This is a genomic window from Paenibacillus sp. GCM10027628, assembly GCF_042676385.1.
GTDB lineage: Bacteria > Bacillota > Bacilli > Paenibacillales > NBRC-103111 > Paenibacillus_E.
Genome location: NZ_JBHTHA010000037.1, coordinates 156,288 through 173,311, shown reverse-complemented (window position 1 = coordinate 173,311; position 17,024 = coordinate 156,288). Strand labels below are relative to the sequence as shown.

Sequence of the window (17,024 nt, the reverse complement as noted above, 5' to 3'; positions counted from 1 at the left end):
CATACTCTCAGCGCAATTTTAAAAACAACTACTTACTCATGACGGCATATCCGCATGGCGGGATGTTCAAGCGGTGGATGCCGGTTCTGAGATTCACCTGGAGCGTCTCCTGCAATTGTCCTTGGCAATCCCGAATTTCCACTGTTTTCACGCCTAAATCCTCGTCAATTTCTACGTAGATTCGTTCATTTAAAGTTCCATTCACAAAGAAAACTTGAGGAGGAACACCTCTTCCCGGATTAACGGTTACATCGCCATAAGCGGCAACAATTCTCTTTTGACTGTTATCGGCAATAACGAGCGGATACAGAAAATCAGGATGCTGAGGCTTCAATTCGCCGTCCAGCAGCACGTCCCGATGCTCGCGCCAGAACGAGAGCCAGTGGCGCAGCATCTGGAGATGCCGCTGCGGAATCCGATCCAACCGTACAGAAATTTGCGGAACCGAAAAGAGCGTATTGACGATCTGCAAGGCAGCGCTTTCCACAGGCTCATCCGGATGCCACATCATCATATCCGCATGCACAGCCGTATCGCCTGCAAGCAAACGGACGTCGAGCGTCCGGATTCGATTCTCGACCGCATCGTTCGGACAATCGGTCGCCCTGAACATATTCCCGTATTTCCTCATCAGGGGTCCGATGTAATTTTGACGGAACTCGATCATAATATCCGGCTTGATCGTACGCAATCTCGCGATGATATCGCTCATTAACCGATCAACCGCTTTTGGAATGGCCGTGTAGTCCATGGAAATGTCTTTCTTTTGGATCGTTTCTTCCGTTCCATTGAAGCTGTCTACGAAGTCAAGCTTGAAACCGTCAAGATTCCATTCAATCAACGCTTCCTCGTACAGTTTGATAATAAATTCCCGTACATCAGGATATCGCGGATCTAGCACGCCGGTTTGCAAACGGCTGGTCGTCATCAGCATTTTATCTTTAAACCGCTCCCAATTCTTGCTCTTGAAACCGACAAAAGGAACCGAGTACCACAACAAATATTTCATCCCTATTTGATGGACACGTTCAACATGAGCCCTCATATTGGGAATTTTCCCCGTGTAAATTTCCCAGTCCCCGCAATAGGCATAGCCACGCGCATTATCAGACGTTTGCCAGCCGTCATCTACAATGACCGCTTCGCAACCTAGTTGTTTGGCCAGCAGACATTCCTGTTCAATGCCTTCAGCAGCAAGCTCTTGGTGAAAGCTGTACCACGTCGAATACATCGGGAGTTTCGCGGTTTCCGGCACTAGCGCGGGTGTATAGCCGGGAAGCGACGCCCACCATACCCCAACATCCGATAGGCTTTGATAATAAGGAACTTCTCTCGTATCCAGGCTCAAAACGGCTTCGTAAACAGTAAGTTGCAGGCTCGGTTCGAAAAACAACTTTACCCCGCAACGGTAAGTGGCTGTCTCTTCATTTACACCGGCAGATAACGAGACTGAATTTAACGCATCGGAAAAGGCGAACGTCAATCTGTTCTTTCCTTGAATATTGAAAAGACTGATCACAGGCGCAGAATAAGTGGACTTCGATACCAATCCTTGTTCCCAGTCCACGTGAAGTCTCTTGGAACGATATGCGCTTGGATGCCAGGTCCCCTGTATGTCGATGCCTGGATGGTGCCAGATCAACTCAACTTCAGGAGGCTGTTGCAAAGAGTCGCTTTCTAGTTTGATCTGAATAAGTTCCACACCATCTTGAACGGTAGATGCTGTCATAGAGCCTCGAAACAGGTCGCCGGCCCCCTTTAATTGAAAATCATATGAACCTACAGTTAGCCTACAATCACCTAAAGCTTCTGTTTTCATTGCCGCTTCCTCCATTATCGTCACGCCTAAAATTTACTAAATATTTACTTGATTTTAGCATTATACTAGCAGTTATTCAAGATTTTTTTATTACATTTAGTAAAACATGGGTGTGCGAAAAACCGACTCCCTTTATCCCTTGGATAGACGAAGTCGGCTGCCCGATTATGATTCGAATTTCGCAACTAGTTTTATTTTCCAATCATCTTCCCGGCAAACCATGTCATCGAGTTTCGAGCCGTCTCATATGGCATATCGCCAAAATTAAATTGCAAACTAAAATATTCGGCTCCAAAATATTCGCGATAGAAAGACAAAATATCAAGTATGCGATCAGGCGATCCAATTAACGCACGCTTTTCAGAAATTATTCTTTCATAGGATAACTCCATTAGCTCGACAATCACGTTATCTGCATACCCTTTATAAACATCAGGCTTGAAATTTCCCGTATTAATAAATGCTTGAAGGTACCTTTGCATAGGAGCAGCTGCCAGCTCGATTGCTATATCCGTATCTTCGTGCACACAACAATGCATCGTAAACATCACATTATTTGCTGTCGGCTCTCCATGCCCTGCCGAACGGTAAGCTTCTCGGTATACTTCGAGTTTTTCACGCAAATCCGCGAATTCGCTCACATATGGAACCAGCAATAAGCTATATCCTTGGGTCCCAGCCCATTTAAACGAATTCAGTGTGTGTGTCGCGGCTATCCATATTTTAGGCTTGTCTGCTTTCATCGGCGGGTAGATTTGCACTTGTTCAAATTGATAATAATCCCCTTTGAAAGTGACTGAATCGTTGTTCCAAAACTTGCAAATCAAATCAATTGCTTCTCTGAACCGCAGCGCGCGTTCCGCCCCCATGCTTCGATCGAACAACTCGAATTCGTGGGGGAGAAAGCCTCTGGCGAAACCAACTTCTAGTCTCCCGCCGCTAATAGCGTCAGCCATAGACAGCTCCGCCGCAAGCTTCACCGGATTCCAAAACGATGGAATGACACAGCCTGTGATCAGCCTCATTCGCGAAGTAATTTGAGAAGCAGCGGAAAGTAATAATAACGGATTCGGCGAGTATCCTCCATATGCAGTAGCATGATGTTCAATTGTTTTCACACTTTCGAAACCGAGTATCTCTCCTTCCTTTATCAAACTCAAGCTATTGCGAAAATAAGCTTCTCCAGAGGTAAATTCTGGATTGCAGACGGGAAAAAAATCAAGACCGAAACGATACATAGGCTCCCCCAATACATGTATTTCAGTCAAAGCATGATGTTGGATTAAACGGACAGCATGGTCCTGATCCGGCCCGGCCAAAGCTCCAAATCCGTACCATAGGTTTTGAGCAGCGCATAAGCCCACCTGTCAATACCAAATGCCACACACCCCGAATTCAGCGGTTTATTCCCGGAATCGCATACATCGAAAGGCTTGCAAAGAGAGTCACCCACATGGTTAAACGAGGCTATTGAAAAGTTCTCATCCCCAAGTGCAACGACCAATTCATATTTTGTATTCGCCATTAATTGATGCTGGCTTTTGGCGGCATCCTCCGAAAAATAAAAGGGGTCGCTCGCCGTTTCAATTTTTCCGGTTAGCCCTAGATCCACGAACAGATTCCACACGTCGTTCATAAGCTTCATCCGAATCGATTCCACATACTCGCCGCTCCCGAAAATGACAACCTCTCTCATGCTAAACTCGTTTAAGCGATGCTTGCCCAGTCTCCAGGCGGCTTCATGTCTAAAGCACAAGCCTCTAGCGGTCAAAAGAACCGGCTCGCTTAACCGTCTGCCGGAGAGTTCCTCATAGCAATGAAAGCATACTGCAGGAGATAAAGCATACGGGCTAAGGCGGGCATTCCCTTGTAGATCCGACGTTTCCTTAACGCGTTCCAATGCTTCCATTTGATGAGGAAATTCAGAAACCAGATGAATGTTTTGAGGAAAATAAGGGATATAGCTGCATTTTTCCAATGAGTTTAAAGGTATCAGCGAAGGATAACTGCGCAATTCAGGATGCGCGTGACCCGTATGCTTAACAAAGAGCGCATCAAGATGGTCAATTAAAAGGACCGCAATATCTCTTCGAACCGATCCGTCATTTTCATAAACAGTATCCACTTCAAATAACGGATTGCTTGATGTTTGGCCCGTTAGATTTTCAATATACACACGATTGCTGAGCACTCTGTGATTCTTCTCTTTTTGCATCATGAGACTTACTGTTTTATCCAAAGAGACCCTATCACTTTCAACCGTTAAACCGACAACCACCTCTTGCGTAACCGTATCCAGATAACAATTGGTTATTCCCTCTACGCTGTATATCAGTTTGGAAACAAGCGAGTGCGCTTGCTTAGGGGATAAAATGCCCTCTGTAGCATACCTTTTCTCCATATAAACTCCCTCGTTATCACAGAATGCTATTTAGTTCACATTTGGAAGATTGTTCCACTTCCTTCAACCATCTTATCTCCGTCTCTAATTGTCTATATGGCTCATAGCCGAACCATTCCAATGAAGCCAAATAGGGCGATTGAACCTTGACGAGTTCTTGAATGATTGGTTTATAATCAACGACGCCTTCCGCTAACGCGACCATACCTTCACGTAACCCGTTTGGTGAATACACATTATTCGGTTCAAACACGGATAAATAACTTCGCGCTTGAACATTTTTCAAATGGTAATTCATCGTCCATGGCTTAAGTTTGAACAATGCTTCCATCGGTTCGCAGCCCGATTCCCATATGTGCAAAAAATCAAGATTGACCCGAAGAGCGTCATGATCCGTTTGTTGAATGAGACGTATTGTCGAATCCAACGTATCTGCCAATGTTCCGGGATGGGTCTCGATAACCGTATAGATCCCCTGATCCATTGCGAGATCAAGCAAAATTCTGAGCTGTTCGGCGCAAAGTGCCCAATCTTGATCGTTAGCGCCTCCGCTTGCCATATTCCCGGCAAAAATGCGAATTTTACGGGTTTTAAATAAATTGGCCATTTCAATCAACTGACGCCACTTGCATACGGTTTCCTCAAATTGCTCCGGTCCAACGAAAAGGTTTACATAGTCGCTAATCATCGATACGCAAATATGATCTTGTTCCATATCTTCAACCATACTTGCGATATTCAACGGTTGATTTGCGAGTAAGGACCTGGCATGCCCCCCCCAAAGTTCAATGCCTGAAAAGCCGGTCCTATGTGCGAAACGGACGAGTTCACGAAAGGAAACGAGCTCATGCCTGAAGGAAATGGTGCAGATATTATACTGCATAAAGTTCCAGCCCCTTCTGCTGAATAAATTGAAGGCATTCGAGCTCCTTGACTTTCAAGGTCTCCAGCTTTTGTTCGATAGACTTTGCGATGGCTTCGTTCGAATGATTTTTTTTAAGTTTAATAAGCAAAAAATTGACGGTTGTCCATAAACTTACAATCTGTTCAACAATTTCATTGCCTGCCCTGATTTCATCGGGTGTCATCAGGTTGAGATCACAAAAACATTCCCATACGATCGAGCGGGTTTTCACAATCGAAGAGATCGTAATATTATTTTGGTTTATCCAAGTATCACGCTCATCCTGCGGCCATTGTAGGCATGCCTGTAAATCTTGAATAAAGGCCGCGATGGCTTTGTCTCCGGAATAATTTCTCAAATTAGCGCTTGACTCCTTGGAAAATATGCGGCTTGCAGAAGGTTGCTCATAATAGTCGGGCAATTCGAGCGAGTAATAAATAATTTCGCTGCTTTTTACGCTGCAGTCCCAAACTTCGTAGGCAGAAATCTCTCCCTTGTAATCTGCTACAGGATCGATGACAAGGAACTTTCCCGTTTCAGGTTGATAGCCATAGAGAAGGATGAAATGTTGAAATCCGCTGGATTCATGACCAAGCATGTTTCTTGGAAAAAACCGAAGTTTGGAAGCTTTGCAAAATAGCATAGCCATATTGTTTTGACGAAGCAAGGCGATAAGATCATCCTCAGTCCCTGACCTGCATTCTTTTGCTATGCCATAAGCAAACTGCAAATCATTATGTCTCATATTTTTTCCGGACATGATAATTTTAGAGTTGTAGTTCAGATTCCAATAACTGAGCAAGAAGTAACGATAGTCATGTCCGGCAATTGTCAAAGCGGTCATGATACAAGATGCTGCGCACTCCATTGCCGCCAATTTAACGATATCCCCTGCTGTGTTAAATTGCTTCATATCAACGAAATCCTCCTAAGAAATCATGCTTACAAAGGGGTGGAACTTTCCGCTAACCGGATTTGGCGAGATTTGTGAAACGCATTCGATTGTAATATGGACATTTTCAGTAAATAGCGATTGTTTCAAAAGTGTCTCCAATTGGACAGCGGCAGCTGCCACCCGTTCATCCTCGCTGCGATCCGTAACGACCAGCAACTTAAACGATGTGATAGACTCTTGAACCATTTGAAACTGCCTGACGTTCATTTCAACCGCCAGCTTTTGATAGAAATTGTCAAAGTAACGAAAAATAGATGAGTCTACCGTACGATCCGGCAACTTGATTTGAGACGATCGAAATGGTAGCAATTCCAATATTCGTTCATTTGTTGAAACTTCGCGGTACGCGCGTCCGATGTCACCGGAACGGTACCGGACAAAGGGAATGCTTTTCATAATAAAAGAAGTGACGACAATATCTCCAATCTCCCCATCCGGTAATATGGAGCCGGTTTTTGGATCCATGACTTCTACATGCACAACCTGCTCATCAATGACAAGCTGGCCCTTTTTATTGGAAAACGCAATGATCCATATTTCTTCCATGCCGTAATAATCGACTAGCGGCACCTTAAAGACGTCCTCGATGAGCTGTCTCTGTGCCGGCTGAAGAGATTCGCCCCAATTTTGCACGAAGAGCAGAGAATCGGGAACCTTTATTTTTCCTTGTGATGTAAAATAGTTGGCAACTTCATATATCGCCGAACAGCGGCCCTGAATCATATGCGGCGAAGTATGTGCGATTTGATTCGCAAAATGGGATACCATTTTGGGGTGTGAAAAAATCATATTCCCCAGAAGCACCGAGCGGTACCGCGTTGGCAGCCCCCATTTCCTCCGATGCCGGTGAATCGCCATCGACAGCTTCATCTGCTCCTCTGATGATTTCACGCACTTAAAAGGTATGCCGGTGCTGCCTGACGTAAACGATTCAATAGCCGAAACCGAGAGCGGGAGCTGCAGCTGTTCACGATGTTCATTGACAATAAACTTGTCAACAATCGGAAAATCCTCGAAACGGACGATCGGTTGTTGCCAATTCCGGTAAAATGGATATTTATCGGCTAGTTCATGAACAAGTTGTTGAAGCCTCTCTTCTCCATTAGACAAGCTCATTTCGCAGTCACCCGATTTTTCACAAAATAAATGACAGATTGAACAGTACGAAAAAGCTCAGGACGTAAATCGTCAATTTCCAACTCAAAATGAAACATGGCTTCTATCTCAGCTAGGATCTCCAGAAACCGTATAGAATCCACACCAAGATCGTCGATTAACGAATCGTTGAAATGAATCGTTTCTTCCTCTCGCCTGCTAATCGCAGAAAGGATCCCAATGACCTTGCGGTCAATGTCTTGCTCTTCCATGGTTCGATGCATGCTCCATCTCCTCTACAATGCTTTGAAGTTGTTTGCGGTCTAATTTGCCGTTGTCTCGTTTAGGAAGCGATTGGACAATGACGACTTTCGCAGGTTGCTGAAATGAAGTCAGATGCTTCCAGCAATATGAAAATAGCTCCTGAGCGAAATCTTTTTCGTTACTAAAAGGATTGTTTGGCACTACGTAAGCTATTGGAAGGCATCCCCATATCTCGTCTGGCACTCCGGCTATCGCGGCTTCCTGCACATCAGGGTGGCTGTAAATCACTTTTTCTATCGTTTCCGGGTACAACATGTGTCCTGCAACATTAAGCGCATTATCAAGCCGGCCTGTGATGTATATATATCCTTCATCGTCCAAATAACCCATATCACCGGTCCGAAGTCCAAATTCGGACAGTACTTGCGCAGTTTTTAGCGGGTCGTTATAATAGCCAAGCATGATATTAGGACCATTTACAACAATTTCACCGATAGTCCCCGACTTCTGCAGCTCGCCATTTTGATGGATGCCAATCTGTACTCCGGAAACAGGAATGCCCGCAGAGTTAGCTTTATTCCTAATAGCCTGATAAGGCAGATAGCTGACTCTAGGCGAAGCTTCAGTTAACCCGTAACCGGGCATGATTTGCACCCAAGGTAGCCTCTCTATCAATTGAATTAACATAGCAGCCGGCATTTGCGCGCCGACAATGATCATTTTTTTCATATCGCATAAATCACTTGGTTTCCACTTCGTCGATTTAACAAGGGGAATAAGCATAGAAGGGACCGCACACATAAATGTGATGCCATAATCACGTATGAATTTAACCGAATATAGCGGATGAAAAGATCCCGCCGACATATATAAATGCGCCCCTGTATAAAGCGACAAAAACCATTCCCCCGTAATCGTTGAACTGTATCCTAAGGACTTTGATAGCCATACGCGATCGCTTTCCGCTATTTGCAGGTAGTCTTGAATGGCGTGCAGGTTTGAAAGCAGATTCTTTTCGCTAAGCATAATGCCTTTCGGACTGCCTGTTGATCCGGATGACATAAATATGACCGCAGTTTCACTTGGTGGGATATAACGCCTTATCCGATCTAACGTTGATGTCCGCATTGGCGAATGAAGCATTTCTCCTGTTTCTCCATCAATCAGTAAAACATTGCCGAGCGCAGATTTCCCATGCGGCTTATCCTCTAATACATGGTTTAATTTCAAAGCTTGAGGACTTGAAAGCATGACCACCTCCGCTTCAACGCTTTCGATGAGGTCCACGATGTCTTCGGCCTTAGCCGATTGATGCAGGGGAATAGGGATACCGCCGGCCAGTACGATCGACATGAATGCAACAAGCCATTCCGAAGACTGTTCCATCCAAATTGCAGCGATAAAACGTTTTCGTATCGTGAAACTGCATAATTGCCTGGATCTATCGCATGCTTGTCGATACATATCCAGATAAGATATCCATCGTTCTTCATTGGTAGAGGCATGCACAAATAGACACCCGCGATCCTCTCGTGCAGTTTCTTGGAAAAAATCCGATAATGTAAGCGAATTCATCTGCTCATCTCCAAATTACCTTGAAGTTCTTCACCTCTTGCCAACACTTTGTACTTCGTACTATTTTTCATCAATTCTGCATGAGTACCGGATTCTACGATACGTCCTTCATCCATCACATAAATTATGTCCGCCGAGATGAGCGTATCAAGACGATGCGTTGAAATAAGCGTCGTTTTATCCTTCATGAGATTCTTTAGCGCGTCTAACACGTGCTCTTCGGATTCGCGGTCCAATGCGGAGGTAGGTTCATCCAGTATCAAAATTTCCGGTTTCTTTAAAATGACTCGGGCAATTGCAATTCGCTGCCGTTGTCCTCCGGATAGTTGAAACCCTCTATGCTCAATTTTGGTATGTAAACCGTCCGGCAATGAATCAATGAATGTTTTAAGGTTCGCTTTGCAGGCTGCTTCATAGACCTCATTTTCCGTCGCCTTTAAATTCCCCAATGCAATATTTTCAAAGATTGTTCCAACAAATAAAAAACTTTCCTGGAATACGACACCAACTCTCTGGGATAAAGCTTCCCTGGACCATTGTTTATAGGAACGCCCGCCTAGGTAAAGATCCGCCCGATCAATAGGCATGAAGCCTATGGTTGCTTTTAATAAAGTTGATTTCCCTGAACCGCTGCGGCCTACGAATGCCGCAATCTGCCCCTGATTAACCTTAAAATCAATCCCTTTAAGAATGGATATTCCATCATAAGAGACGTGCAGATCACGGCAAATGATCTTGGAGACGCCTAAAATCGGTTCAGAGACAGTCAATTGCTCCTTTGTCGCTGCTTGCTCCAAGTTGACCATTGCAGCAGGTTCTGCAGGACTATTCAAGAAAGTCTCTATTCGATTCATCGCTACTTCGCCTTTTTGCAATTCTCCAAAAAAGTTATTCATACTTTGAATAGGATTTAAGACGTTGTAAAAATACTGTATGGCCGCAATCAACATTCCGAGCGTCAATGTTCCTGTATGAATTTGCTTGCTGCCATATGCATACAACAATACGATAATCAAGCTGATCATATATGAACTCATTTGGCCTGAGATTACATTGAATAACGTTTCTTTTGTGCTGGCTTTTACTAAATTGTTATACATCGCCTTATTTCTTTGTCTCTCCCACGTTTCGAGCCCAAGAGCGCGTATTTCTCTTGAACCTTCTATGCTTTCAAAGAGATACGTACCTACTTCTTCATTATGCTTACGTACATGTGCAACGTTTCTTGAGATTGTTTTTGAAAATAAACGCGGAATCAGCAATAGAATGGCTATACTAATAAGAGAAATGACCCCAAGGCGCCAATACATGTAAAAGATCACGGCAATTGAAAATAGCATCGTGAACCACTGTGTGGTTAGCTCTACAAGAATGTGATTAAGAAAATTCCCCATTGTTGCGGTATCCATTCCCATTAATGCCGTAAACTTCCCGGCGCCATGGCGCTCAATCTCCGTAAGAGGAATTCTGCGGACATGCGAAAGAATGACATCCCGTATATCAAGCGTATTCTGGATTCCGAGGTATCGAAAAAGACCTGAGCGAACAATGGTCAGCATAGCCGATACAGCTGCACACCCTGTTGATAAACCAAGTAAAGTCCCAAGCAGATCGCTATTTCCCGCAATAAACACCCGGTCGATTAAGTACGAAAGTAAAAAAGGTTGAGCAAGATTTAGAGCTAAACTAATCATCGTACACGCGTAGGCAAGCAGGGTCAGCTGTCTGCGGCTTTGAATATACGGGACTAACCTCATATATAACTTAATGCTCTTCATACATCACCTTCCTGCAAAATGATGAATTACCGGCTTAGCTTTTGGAATCCAAGTATTCAAAGATTCTGCACTTTCACTGAGAGGCATAGATACTAATGGATGATGGCTAAAAGGTAAATGAAGCAGATTTTCGACATGGTAAATATCCGGCAAAGCAAGCAAATTGGATTGAGCAATTTGTGCCGCTTGCGGTACGGCTTGTATCTTTTTCATGGATGCGTTCCGGGCTTCTGAAACGATGTAAGGCATTATTTTTTTGTAATCGTAAGCGGATGCCTCCAGTTTTGCTTGTGAAGAGAACCTTTTTTGCAGATCTTCATCTTCTAAAAGGTTCACCGAGTATTGGACAATTTGTTCTGTGTCTAGTGTTGGCTGCTCTTGTTCCCAATCGCAATCGACCAGATAACCGTCAACGCCATGAACGACAACTTCTTGGAAACCGTCCCATTTGGCGCAAACGACAGGAAGCCCCCAAATTTTTGCTTCAATGAGGTTAAATCCAAACGTTTCACCCGGATCCGTCGATAGATTGATAAGAAGCTCAGATCTGCGAAACAGCTCAGCTTTCATCTCACCCTCAACCGGTCCGATAAAAGAAACCGCGGATTCAAGCGATAGTTCCTCCACGATTTGTTCGAGCGTCTGCCTGTACTGACGGATTTGTTGCTCCGATTGTCCCGTGTATTCACCCGCAATCGTCAGATGTGTACCAGGTACAATTTGTTGGATTTTTGCAAAACAATGTAGCAATACATGGATATTTTTCACATCTTCAATTCGGCCTATCGATAAAAGATGTTTCTTCGTTTCATCGGTTACGGTAACTTGCTCAGATTCGATCGGCTGTAATGCAATACATAGAGGAATATGCCGGGCCAGTTGGAACCGATCCGATATGCGCAGTAAAGCTTTTCGGCTGGATGCCGTACTCGTCAAAAGCACATCCCTTTCCGTTAACCACGGAGCGATAGCAATCCATTGTTTCATCCAATACTCAGAACCAACCGAATGCGTCAAGAAGAGCAAGCCTACGTCCAAACCGGAATAATTGCGTGCCATTAAAAGATATGGAATGAACTGGGGTAAATTAAAATAAATCATTTTCATGTCATTCTGTTTGCATAAATCGGCCAAATCCGCTGACAGAACATGTAACGACTGTGGCAGTGACTGTATCCAGCGTTTAATAGACCCATTAAAGAGCTTGAATATTTTTAAAGGAGAGATGCTCACCAGCTCTGTATATTCGCCCAAATATTGTATCCACTGGTTATCGATAATTCGCTCATTGAGCCGTTTCGGCTGCCCTCCAATATAACCGATTCTTATTTTCCTTGCTGCTGTTTCAATAGTGTCCTTCCTCCCCATTGTATAGACAAATCCAGTAATTCTTGCTTCAGTTCCGATTCCAATTGGCTTATATGATTTACTTTCTTTTGCAATGGGAGAAGTCCGTCCAGATTTCTTAAAATGCTTATGCGCATAATGGATAAAAGGAGGCTCTCCCATTTTTTATTTATTTCAGCAATCTTGCGGTAAGCATTACTCGAGCTTCGCTTAAGCGAATCATCTAAATATGAATAAACCATTTCATAGCCGTTGAGTCGCTTGGCAATGACACTGACCTGTTCGATGGACTGGTAAAGACGATCAATGGTAGAGCCGGCTTCTTGAGCAATGACCTTATCGATAAGCAATTGGACCTGTTCGGTAAGCCGATTGGGAGATAAATGAAGATGCTTGTTCATGTAATGAGCGATAACAGACACATCCGGAGGATGTGATTTAATCGTATCGATCATGACGGCAACATTCAGGTCGCCACAATAAAACGATTCTTCCAAGATCTCGATCGGCACATAATCATTCCAAGCAAAATACGGATCAATTAAAAAGCAATGATCGTCTTTCAAATGGTCGACCAATATCAAATGCGGGCGATGCTTGGTTCGATAACACTGATTCGGATAGGGAAGATAAAATAGGTCGACCAATATGATGATGGATTGATTTTGATTTTTAAACATAAGCTGATGAAGTAAAGTTGAATAGTTCTCAGCTTTTAGTTTTGACGGGTCATTCAGCCTGCTTATTGAAATGCCGTATAGCTGCTCGATCATATTACACATGCTTTCAATGCCGATTGAGTCCGAGTAGTAGGATATTCCTTCACCGGTAGCCTCAAACGACGCATCCCATATGCCTACATACATGGGGCGGCAATCGATGTCTTGCCCAGCTTGCATAACATATGCTATGCAATCCAGAAAGCAGTGGGTTTGCCGAGCACCGCTCATGCCCGGATACCCAATTTACCCAAAATGCTATTTGCAAACAGATGGATCGTAGCGAAATTCTCCAAGACCATTTCTTCGTCATCAAACATAATCTCGTATTGTTTTTCAATTTGAACAATTAAATTGATCATTTTAACAGAGTCAATGCCCATCTCCATGATCTGGTCATGAATATCCGTTTGCTGTATGAACTGATCGTTTTCTGCGAGTTCCGCGATTCTTGTTCTCAGAAAACGGTATACCTCTTCTTTTTGATCTTCTTTTATCATTCGCTGCTGCTCCTTCACATAAGAACTATTGATTAAACTTGTCCAGTACCGAGGAATGCCGTGATTTCATTTGTTATCATGGCTACCGCTTCCTCCGACATTGCAATATGCATCGGAAGGGAAATGATTTGCTCTGCGTACAATTCGGCAACCGGGAAAGACCCCGGATCGTAACCAAGATATGAAAAAGCAGGCGTCAAATGAACAGGCAAAGGATATTGAATAGAGGTTAAAATTCCTTTTTTTTGTAAGTGCTTACGCAATGGATCTCTAGCTTCCTTGTCGACACGGACCACAAATAAATGAAATACGTGACTTTCGTCCATGCGGTGCTTGGGCAGAATTATGGAGCCTGTGCGACCCAAATAGGTGCTGTATTGTGCAGCCACCCTCCGCCTAATAACTGACCACTCGTCCAGATATCGCAGCTTTATTCGTAATGCGCTGGCTTGAATGGGATCCAGCCTACTATTAAACCCTGGAATATCATGCTGATAACGCACTTCTCCGCCATGGTTTTTTAGCATCCGCAACTGAGTTAACAACTCGGGGGATGAAGAAGTGATGGCCCCTCCATCACCTAATGCGCCTAGGTTTTTATCGGGATAAAAGCTGAAACATCCCATCGTCCCTATGCTTCCGGCCGACTTGCCGTTTAACCGGGCGCCTGCTGCCTGTGCACTATCTTCAACGATATGGATTCCTCTCTCATTCGCCCATGAAGTCAGCGCCTCTAAGTCTACCATCTGGCCATAAAGATGTACGGGAATAATGGCTTTCGTCCGTGAAGTCACGCTTTTTTTTACTTGGTTCAAATCAATCAGATAGTTAGTCGGGTCACAATCAACGAGTACCGGAAGCGCCCCTGTATGATGAATCGCTTCAACTGTAGCAATAAATGTATTGGCAGTCGTTATGACTTCATCGCCAGGTCCGATGCCGAGCGCTTTGAGCGCCAAAAACAATGCATCCGTTCCGTTGCCGAGCCCCACGCTTCCCAATGCTCCTGAATATTGCGCAAAATCTTTTTCAAAATGAGTAACGGCAGTGCCACCGACGAATACGCCATGTGCAGCGATCTCATAGACAGATTCCAACCATTCTTCTCGAATGATTTCAAATTCCTGTTGCGGTGCCGAGAATAGCACTCCCATATGACATCTCCTTCCTTGTTCGGGCGGATTCACGTATTGCATCTAACATCTGCATGGCAAGTATGGCTTGCTCCAAAGTCACTTCAAGCGCTTCCCGCCTCAAAATGTATCCGGCAAAAGAGGAGTAAATGCGCTCTGCTCCTGCTTTTGGGAACATGTCCGAGGTGATGTGGCGAACAATCTTCCCTTTTTCGATCAAATACGCTTCTTTATCCGAAACAATATGAAGCGTTGCCTTGTCCCCGCCCACGACCCAAATAGGAATCGGAGCATTGGAAGCAAAATTAATTTCCATGGATAACATAATTCCATTCTCCAGGGATAGTGACGCGTGCACGTAATCTTCAACCTCGCCTTGATTCCAGGGGAGCCTGTGCATCCGTGAATTTATTGAAGCACATTCGCCAATACGCAGTTCGAGCAATTGATCGATCAAGTGGATCCCCCAATCAAGCAGAGCTCCACCGCCATATTGCGCTTCGTTGCGCCATTCCGAATGAAATGATTTTACGCCAAAAGCGGCTCCTGAACCAAAACGATGAATGCATCGGTTAACAAAAAGGACGGACCCGAGAACGCCTTCTTCCATAACTTGTTTGACAAGTAAAAAATCCCCGTCAAACCGCCGATTGTGGAATACGGTTATCGTGCGGTTTACATCCTCGGCCAATGCTTGCAGCACCAAAGCTTCATGAGTATTCAGGGTCACGGGCTTTTCAACAAACACATGCTTACCGCAGCGAAGCGCTTCAGCCGCAATAAAGAAATGACTATTTGGCGGTGTCGCTATCAGCACAGCGTCAACTGAGCTTGATAACAAATCGTTTAATTGCTCAAACACAGTGAACCCCCGCTTTGATGCAAGTTCGAGACGCTGCGGAGTTATATCGTAAACTCCTGCCACTTCAATTTCCGGTATTTTTTTCAACAACGGTACATGCACGAGCTCAACGATGCGACCAAACCCGACTATGCCCAGTTTTACTTTATCCTTCATTGCTTACTCTTTAATTCCTGAATAAATGAAACAAGCGATCCTAGCGTTTGGAATACGGAGGGATCTACATCTTCCTCGGGAATTGAAACGTGAAAAGTTTCTTCGATGTAAACCATTAACTGCAATACCATTATAGAATCAATGTTCAGATCCTCGTAAATCCGGTCTGTTTCCGATAATTGCTTCGGGACAGCAAGTTCTAAATTTTCAACAATCAAATTTCGCAGTTGTCCAATAATTTCATTACGTTCCATCATTTGTTCCACTCCTGTTCAACTAGTAATTTTCGGCTGATTTTGCCTGATTGCAGTCTTGGAATCTCCTTAACGAGTTCAATTACGCTTGGAACCTTATATGCCGGTAATTGCGTCATGCACCAAGCCCTGATCTCTTCGGCCTTAATATCATTCGATGCAACGACAAGCGCCTTAACCGCTTCGCCCCATACCTTATGTTGTATTCTATATACGACGGATTCAACGACACCATGTATGTTCCCAATGATCCTCTCAACTTCCGAGGGAATGACTTTCATACCAGAAACATTAATTAAGTCGTCCATTCTTCCAAGAACATGGAGCGTACCCTGTTCTGAGATAAACCCTAGATCCCGTGTATAAATCTCCCTTTTACCATTCATTACCACAATTTCTTGCGGTGAAATGGCGGAGTCGTGGCCATCAGCTTCTTCACGCATCATCATACGAATATGAGGCAAAGGCTTACCTACATCAGATGAAGAGGCCAATGAATGACCTATCGAGATGCAGCCTGCCTCTGTACAGCCATATTGCTGAAAGACATCGGCGGAAGTTTGCTGCAATCGTTGCAGTAAGCTTTCAGATAAAGGGGCACCCGAGCTGATAAGTTGATCGTATCTTAAATGGCCCCTCCCCATCGTATCTAGCAATTGAAAAATGAAGGGCACACCATAAACGATAGATTTCTCAAAGGAATGAATGGTATGAATCGCAAATTTCGGATTCTTATCAAATACAACAACCGGTTCGATCCCTCGCTTGATCCCAGCCATAAGCCCGGCAATCAATCCATATGAATGAGAAACCGGAACAAGAATAATCGGCGTTGCAGAAGAGACCAGCTTTTGATTGTAACCGTTAATTTCATCATCAATTTCTGCCCATGTCCGTGCAATAAGCTTCGGCTCGCCTGTTGTACCCGAACTATACTGAAATAGAGAAGGAACTTGGGCGTCATTAAATTCGCATAATTTTAAAATTTCCGTCAATTTACCATACACCAAATAGTTACAATGAGCGTCTGCAGCTAACTTTTTTGCCGTTTCAAGCGGTGTATCGCCATGAAGTAAAAGCAACGCCCCATCCTTGTCACGCAAATAACTTAGCAAGCACATGATTTCAAAAGGAGACTTCATGCAAATTGCATACAACTTGCCTTCCGGCCGGTGGAGTTCCGGAATGGACGCCATCTTGATATGCATGGAATCGAAATCGCTTTTCTCATATCTTTGTTTGTCTACAATCATCAAAAATAC

16 protein-coding genes are annotated in these 17,024 nt (G+C 44.1%); all 16 read right to left on the bottom strand.

Going from position 1 to position 17,024, the window contains the following annotated elements:
* Positions 1-28: 28 nt before the first annotated feature.
* On the bottom strand, positions 29-1,819 hold the full coding sequence (locus ACFQZT_RS25600; RefSeq protein ID WP_379304517.1) for a glycoside hydrolase family 36 protein: 1,791 nt from the start codon (positions 1,817-1,819) through the stop codon (positions 29-31).
* A 191-nt stretch (positions 1,820-2,010) separates the two neighbouring features.
* On the bottom strand, positions 2,011-3,057 hold the full coding sequence (locus ACFQZT_RS25595; RefSeq protein WP_379304515.1) for an LLM class flavin-dependent oxidoreductase: 1,047 nt from the start codon (positions 3,055-3,057) through the stop codon (positions 2,011-2,013).
* Between the two features lie 44 nt (positions 3,058-3,101).
* Positions 3,102-4,220, bottom strand: a complete 1,119-nt coding sequence (locus tag ACFQZT_RS25590) for a class-II aminoacyl-tRNA synthetase family protein (RefSeq protein WP_379304513.1) — start codon at positions 4,218-4,220, stop codon at positions 3,102-3,104.
* Between the two features lie 16 nt (positions 4,221-4,236).
* Positions 4,237-5,103, bottom strand: a complete 867-nt coding sequence (locus ACFQZT_RS25585) for a sugar phosphate isomerase/epimerase family protein (RefSeq protein ID WP_379304511.1) — start codon at positions 5,101-5,103, stop codon at positions 4,237-4,239.
* Entirely contained in the window at positions 5,093-6,037 is a 945-nt protein-coding gene (locus ACFQZT_RS25580) for a hypothetical protein (protein WP_379304509.1), read from the bottom strand. Before ACFQZT_RS25580 ends, ACFQZT_RS25585 begins: the two co-directional genes overlap by 11 nt.
* Positions 6,038-6,052: 15 nt before the next feature.
* A complete protein-coding gene (locus tag ACFQZT_RS25575) occupies positions 6,053-7,195 on the bottom strand; it encodes a hypothetical protein (protein WP_379304507.1) in 1,143 nt (380 codons plus the stop codon).
* Complete coding sequence (locus tag ACFQZT_RS25570; RefSeq protein WP_379304505.1) at positions 7,192-7,458, bottom strand: acyl carrier protein; 267 nt, start codon at positions 7,456-7,458, stop codon at positions 7,192-7,194. The genes ACFQZT_RS25575 and ACFQZT_RS25570 overlap by 4 nt, the downstream gene beginning before the upstream one ends.
* Positions 7,427-9,013, bottom strand: a complete 1,587-nt coding sequence (locus ACFQZT_RS25565) for a class I adenylate-forming enzyme family protein (protein WP_379304503.1) — start codon at positions 9,011-9,013, stop codon at positions 7,427-7,429. Before ACFQZT_RS25565 ends, ACFQZT_RS25570 begins: the two co-directional genes overlap by 32 nt.
* Positions 9,010-10,791, bottom strand: coding sequence for an ABC transporter ATP-binding protein (locus ACFQZT_RS25560; protein WP_379304502.1), 1,782 nt, complete (start codon positions 10,789-10,791; stop codon positions 9,010-9,012). The genes ACFQZT_RS25565 and ACFQZT_RS25560 overlap by 4 nt, the downstream gene beginning before the upstream one ends.
* Before the next feature lie 3 nt (positions 10,792-10,794).
* Entirely contained in the window at positions 10,795-12,159 is a 1,365-nt protein-coding gene (locus ACFQZT_RS25555; RefSeq protein WP_379304500.1) for a glycosyltransferase, read from the bottom strand.
* Positions 12,117-13,088, bottom strand: a complete 972-nt coding sequence (locus ACFQZT_RS25550; protein ID WP_379304498.1) for a DUF6005 family protein — start codon at positions 13,086-13,088, stop codon at positions 12,117-12,119. The genes ACFQZT_RS25555 and ACFQZT_RS25550 overlap by 43 nt, the downstream gene beginning before the upstream one ends.
* Complete coding sequence (locus tag ACFQZT_RS25545) at positions 13,085-13,357, bottom strand: phosphopantetheine-binding protein (RefSeq protein ID WP_379304496.1); 273 nt, start codon at positions 13,355-13,357, stop codon at positions 13,085-13,087. Before ACFQZT_RS25545 ends, ACFQZT_RS25550 begins: the two co-directional genes overlap by 4 nt.
* A gap of 32 nt (positions 13,358-13,389) precedes the next feature.
* On the bottom strand, positions 13,390-14,511 hold the full coding sequence (locus tag ACFQZT_RS25540) for a DegT/DnrJ/EryC1/StrS family aminotransferase (RefSeq protein ID WP_379304494.1): 1,122 nt from the start codon (positions 14,509-14,511) through the stop codon (positions 13,390-13,392).
* Positions 14,474-15,508 (bottom strand): Gfo/Idh/MocA family protein, encoded by a 1,035-nt coding sequence (locus ACFQZT_RS25535; RefSeq protein ID WP_379304492.1) that lies wholly within the window; start codon positions 15,506-15,508, stop codon positions 14,474-14,476. The genes ACFQZT_RS25540 and ACFQZT_RS25535 overlap by 38 nt, the downstream gene beginning before the upstream one ends.
* On the bottom strand, positions 15,505-15,765 hold the full coding sequence (locus ACFQZT_RS25530) for a phosphopantetheine-binding protein (protein ID WP_379304490.1): 261 nt from the start codon (positions 15,763-15,765) through the stop codon (positions 15,505-15,507). Before ACFQZT_RS25530 ends, ACFQZT_RS25535 begins: the two co-directional genes overlap by 4 nt.
* Entirely contained in the window at positions 15,762-17,015 is a 1,254-nt protein-coding gene (locus ACFQZT_RS25525) for an AMP-binding protein (RefSeq protein ID WP_379304488.1), read from the bottom strand. The genes ACFQZT_RS25530 and ACFQZT_RS25525 overlap by 4 nt, the downstream gene beginning before the upstream one ends.
* Positions 17,016-17,024 lie beyond the last annotated feature (9 nt).

What these genes read in the sequence shown, in the direction of transcription:
- ACFQZT_RS25600 (WP_379304517.1), bottom strand. Translation starts at nt 1,819, where the DNA reads ATGAAAACAGAAGCTTTAGGTGATTGTAGGCTAACTGTAGGTTCATAT.
- ACFQZT_RS25595 (WP_379304515.1), bottom strand. Translation starts at nt 3,057, where the DNA reads ATGTATCGTTTCGGTCTTGATTTTTTTCCCGTCTGCAATCCAGAATTT.
- ACFQZT_RS25590 (WP_379304513.1), bottom strand. Translation starts at nt 4,220, where the DNA reads ATGGAGAAAAGGTATGCTACAGAGGGCATTTTATCCCCTAAGCAAGCG.
- ACFQZT_RS25585 (WP_379304511.1), bottom strand. Translation starts at nt 5,103, where the DNA reads ATGCAGTATAATATCTGCACCATTTCCTTCAGGCATGAGCTCGTTTCC.
- ACFQZT_RS25580 (WP_379304509.1), bottom strand. Translation starts at nt 6,037, where the DNA reads ATGAAGCAATTTAACACAGCAGGGGATATCGTTAAATTGGCGGCAATG.
- ACFQZT_RS25575 (WP_379304507.1), bottom strand. Translation starts at nt 7,195, where the DNA reads ATGAGCTTGTCTAATGGAGAAGAGAGGCTTCAACAACTTGTTCATGAA.
- ACFQZT_RS25570 (WP_379304505.1), bottom strand. Translation starts at nt 7,458, where the DNA reads ATGCATCGAACCATGGAAGAGCAAGACATTGACCGCAAGGTCATTGGG.
- ACFQZT_RS25565 (WP_379304503.1), bottom strand. Translation starts at nt 9,013, where the DNA reads ATGAATTCGCTTACATTATCGGATTTTTTCCAAGAAACTGCACGAGAG.
- ACFQZT_RS25560 (WP_379304502.1), bottom strand. Translation starts at nt 10,791, where the DNA reads ATGAAGAGCATTAAGTTATATATGAGGTTAGTCCCGTATATTCAAAGC.
- ACFQZT_RS25555 (WP_379304500.1), bottom strand. Translation starts at nt 12,159, where the DNA reads ATGGGGAGGAAGGACACTATTGAAACAGCAGCAAGGAAAATAAGAATC.
- ACFQZT_RS25550 (WP_379304498.1), bottom strand. Translation starts at nt 13,088, where the DNA reads ATGAGCGGTGCTCGGCAAACCCACTGCTTTCTGGATTGCATAGCATAT.
- ACFQZT_RS25545 (WP_379304496.1), bottom strand. Translation starts at nt 13,357, where the DNA reads ATGATAAAAGAAGATCAAAAAGAAGAGGTATACCGTTTTCTGAGAACA.
- ACFQZT_RS25540 (WP_379304494.1), bottom strand. Translation starts at nt 14,511, where the DNA reads ATGGGAGTGCTATTCTCGGCACCGCAACAGGAATTTGAAATCATTCGA.
- ACFQZT_RS25535 (WP_379304492.1), bottom strand. Translation starts at nt 15,508, where the DNA reads ATGAAGGATAAAGTAAAACTGGGCATAGTCGGGTTTGGTCGCATCGTT.
- ACFQZT_RS25530 (WP_379304490.1), bottom strand. Translation starts at nt 15,765, where the DNA reads ATGATGGAACGTAATGAAATTATTGGACAACTGCGAAATTTGATTGTT.
- ACFQZT_RS25525 (WP_379304488.1), bottom strand. Translation starts at nt 17,015, where the DNA reads ATGATTGTAGACAAACAAAGATATGAGAAAAGCGATTTCGATTCCATG.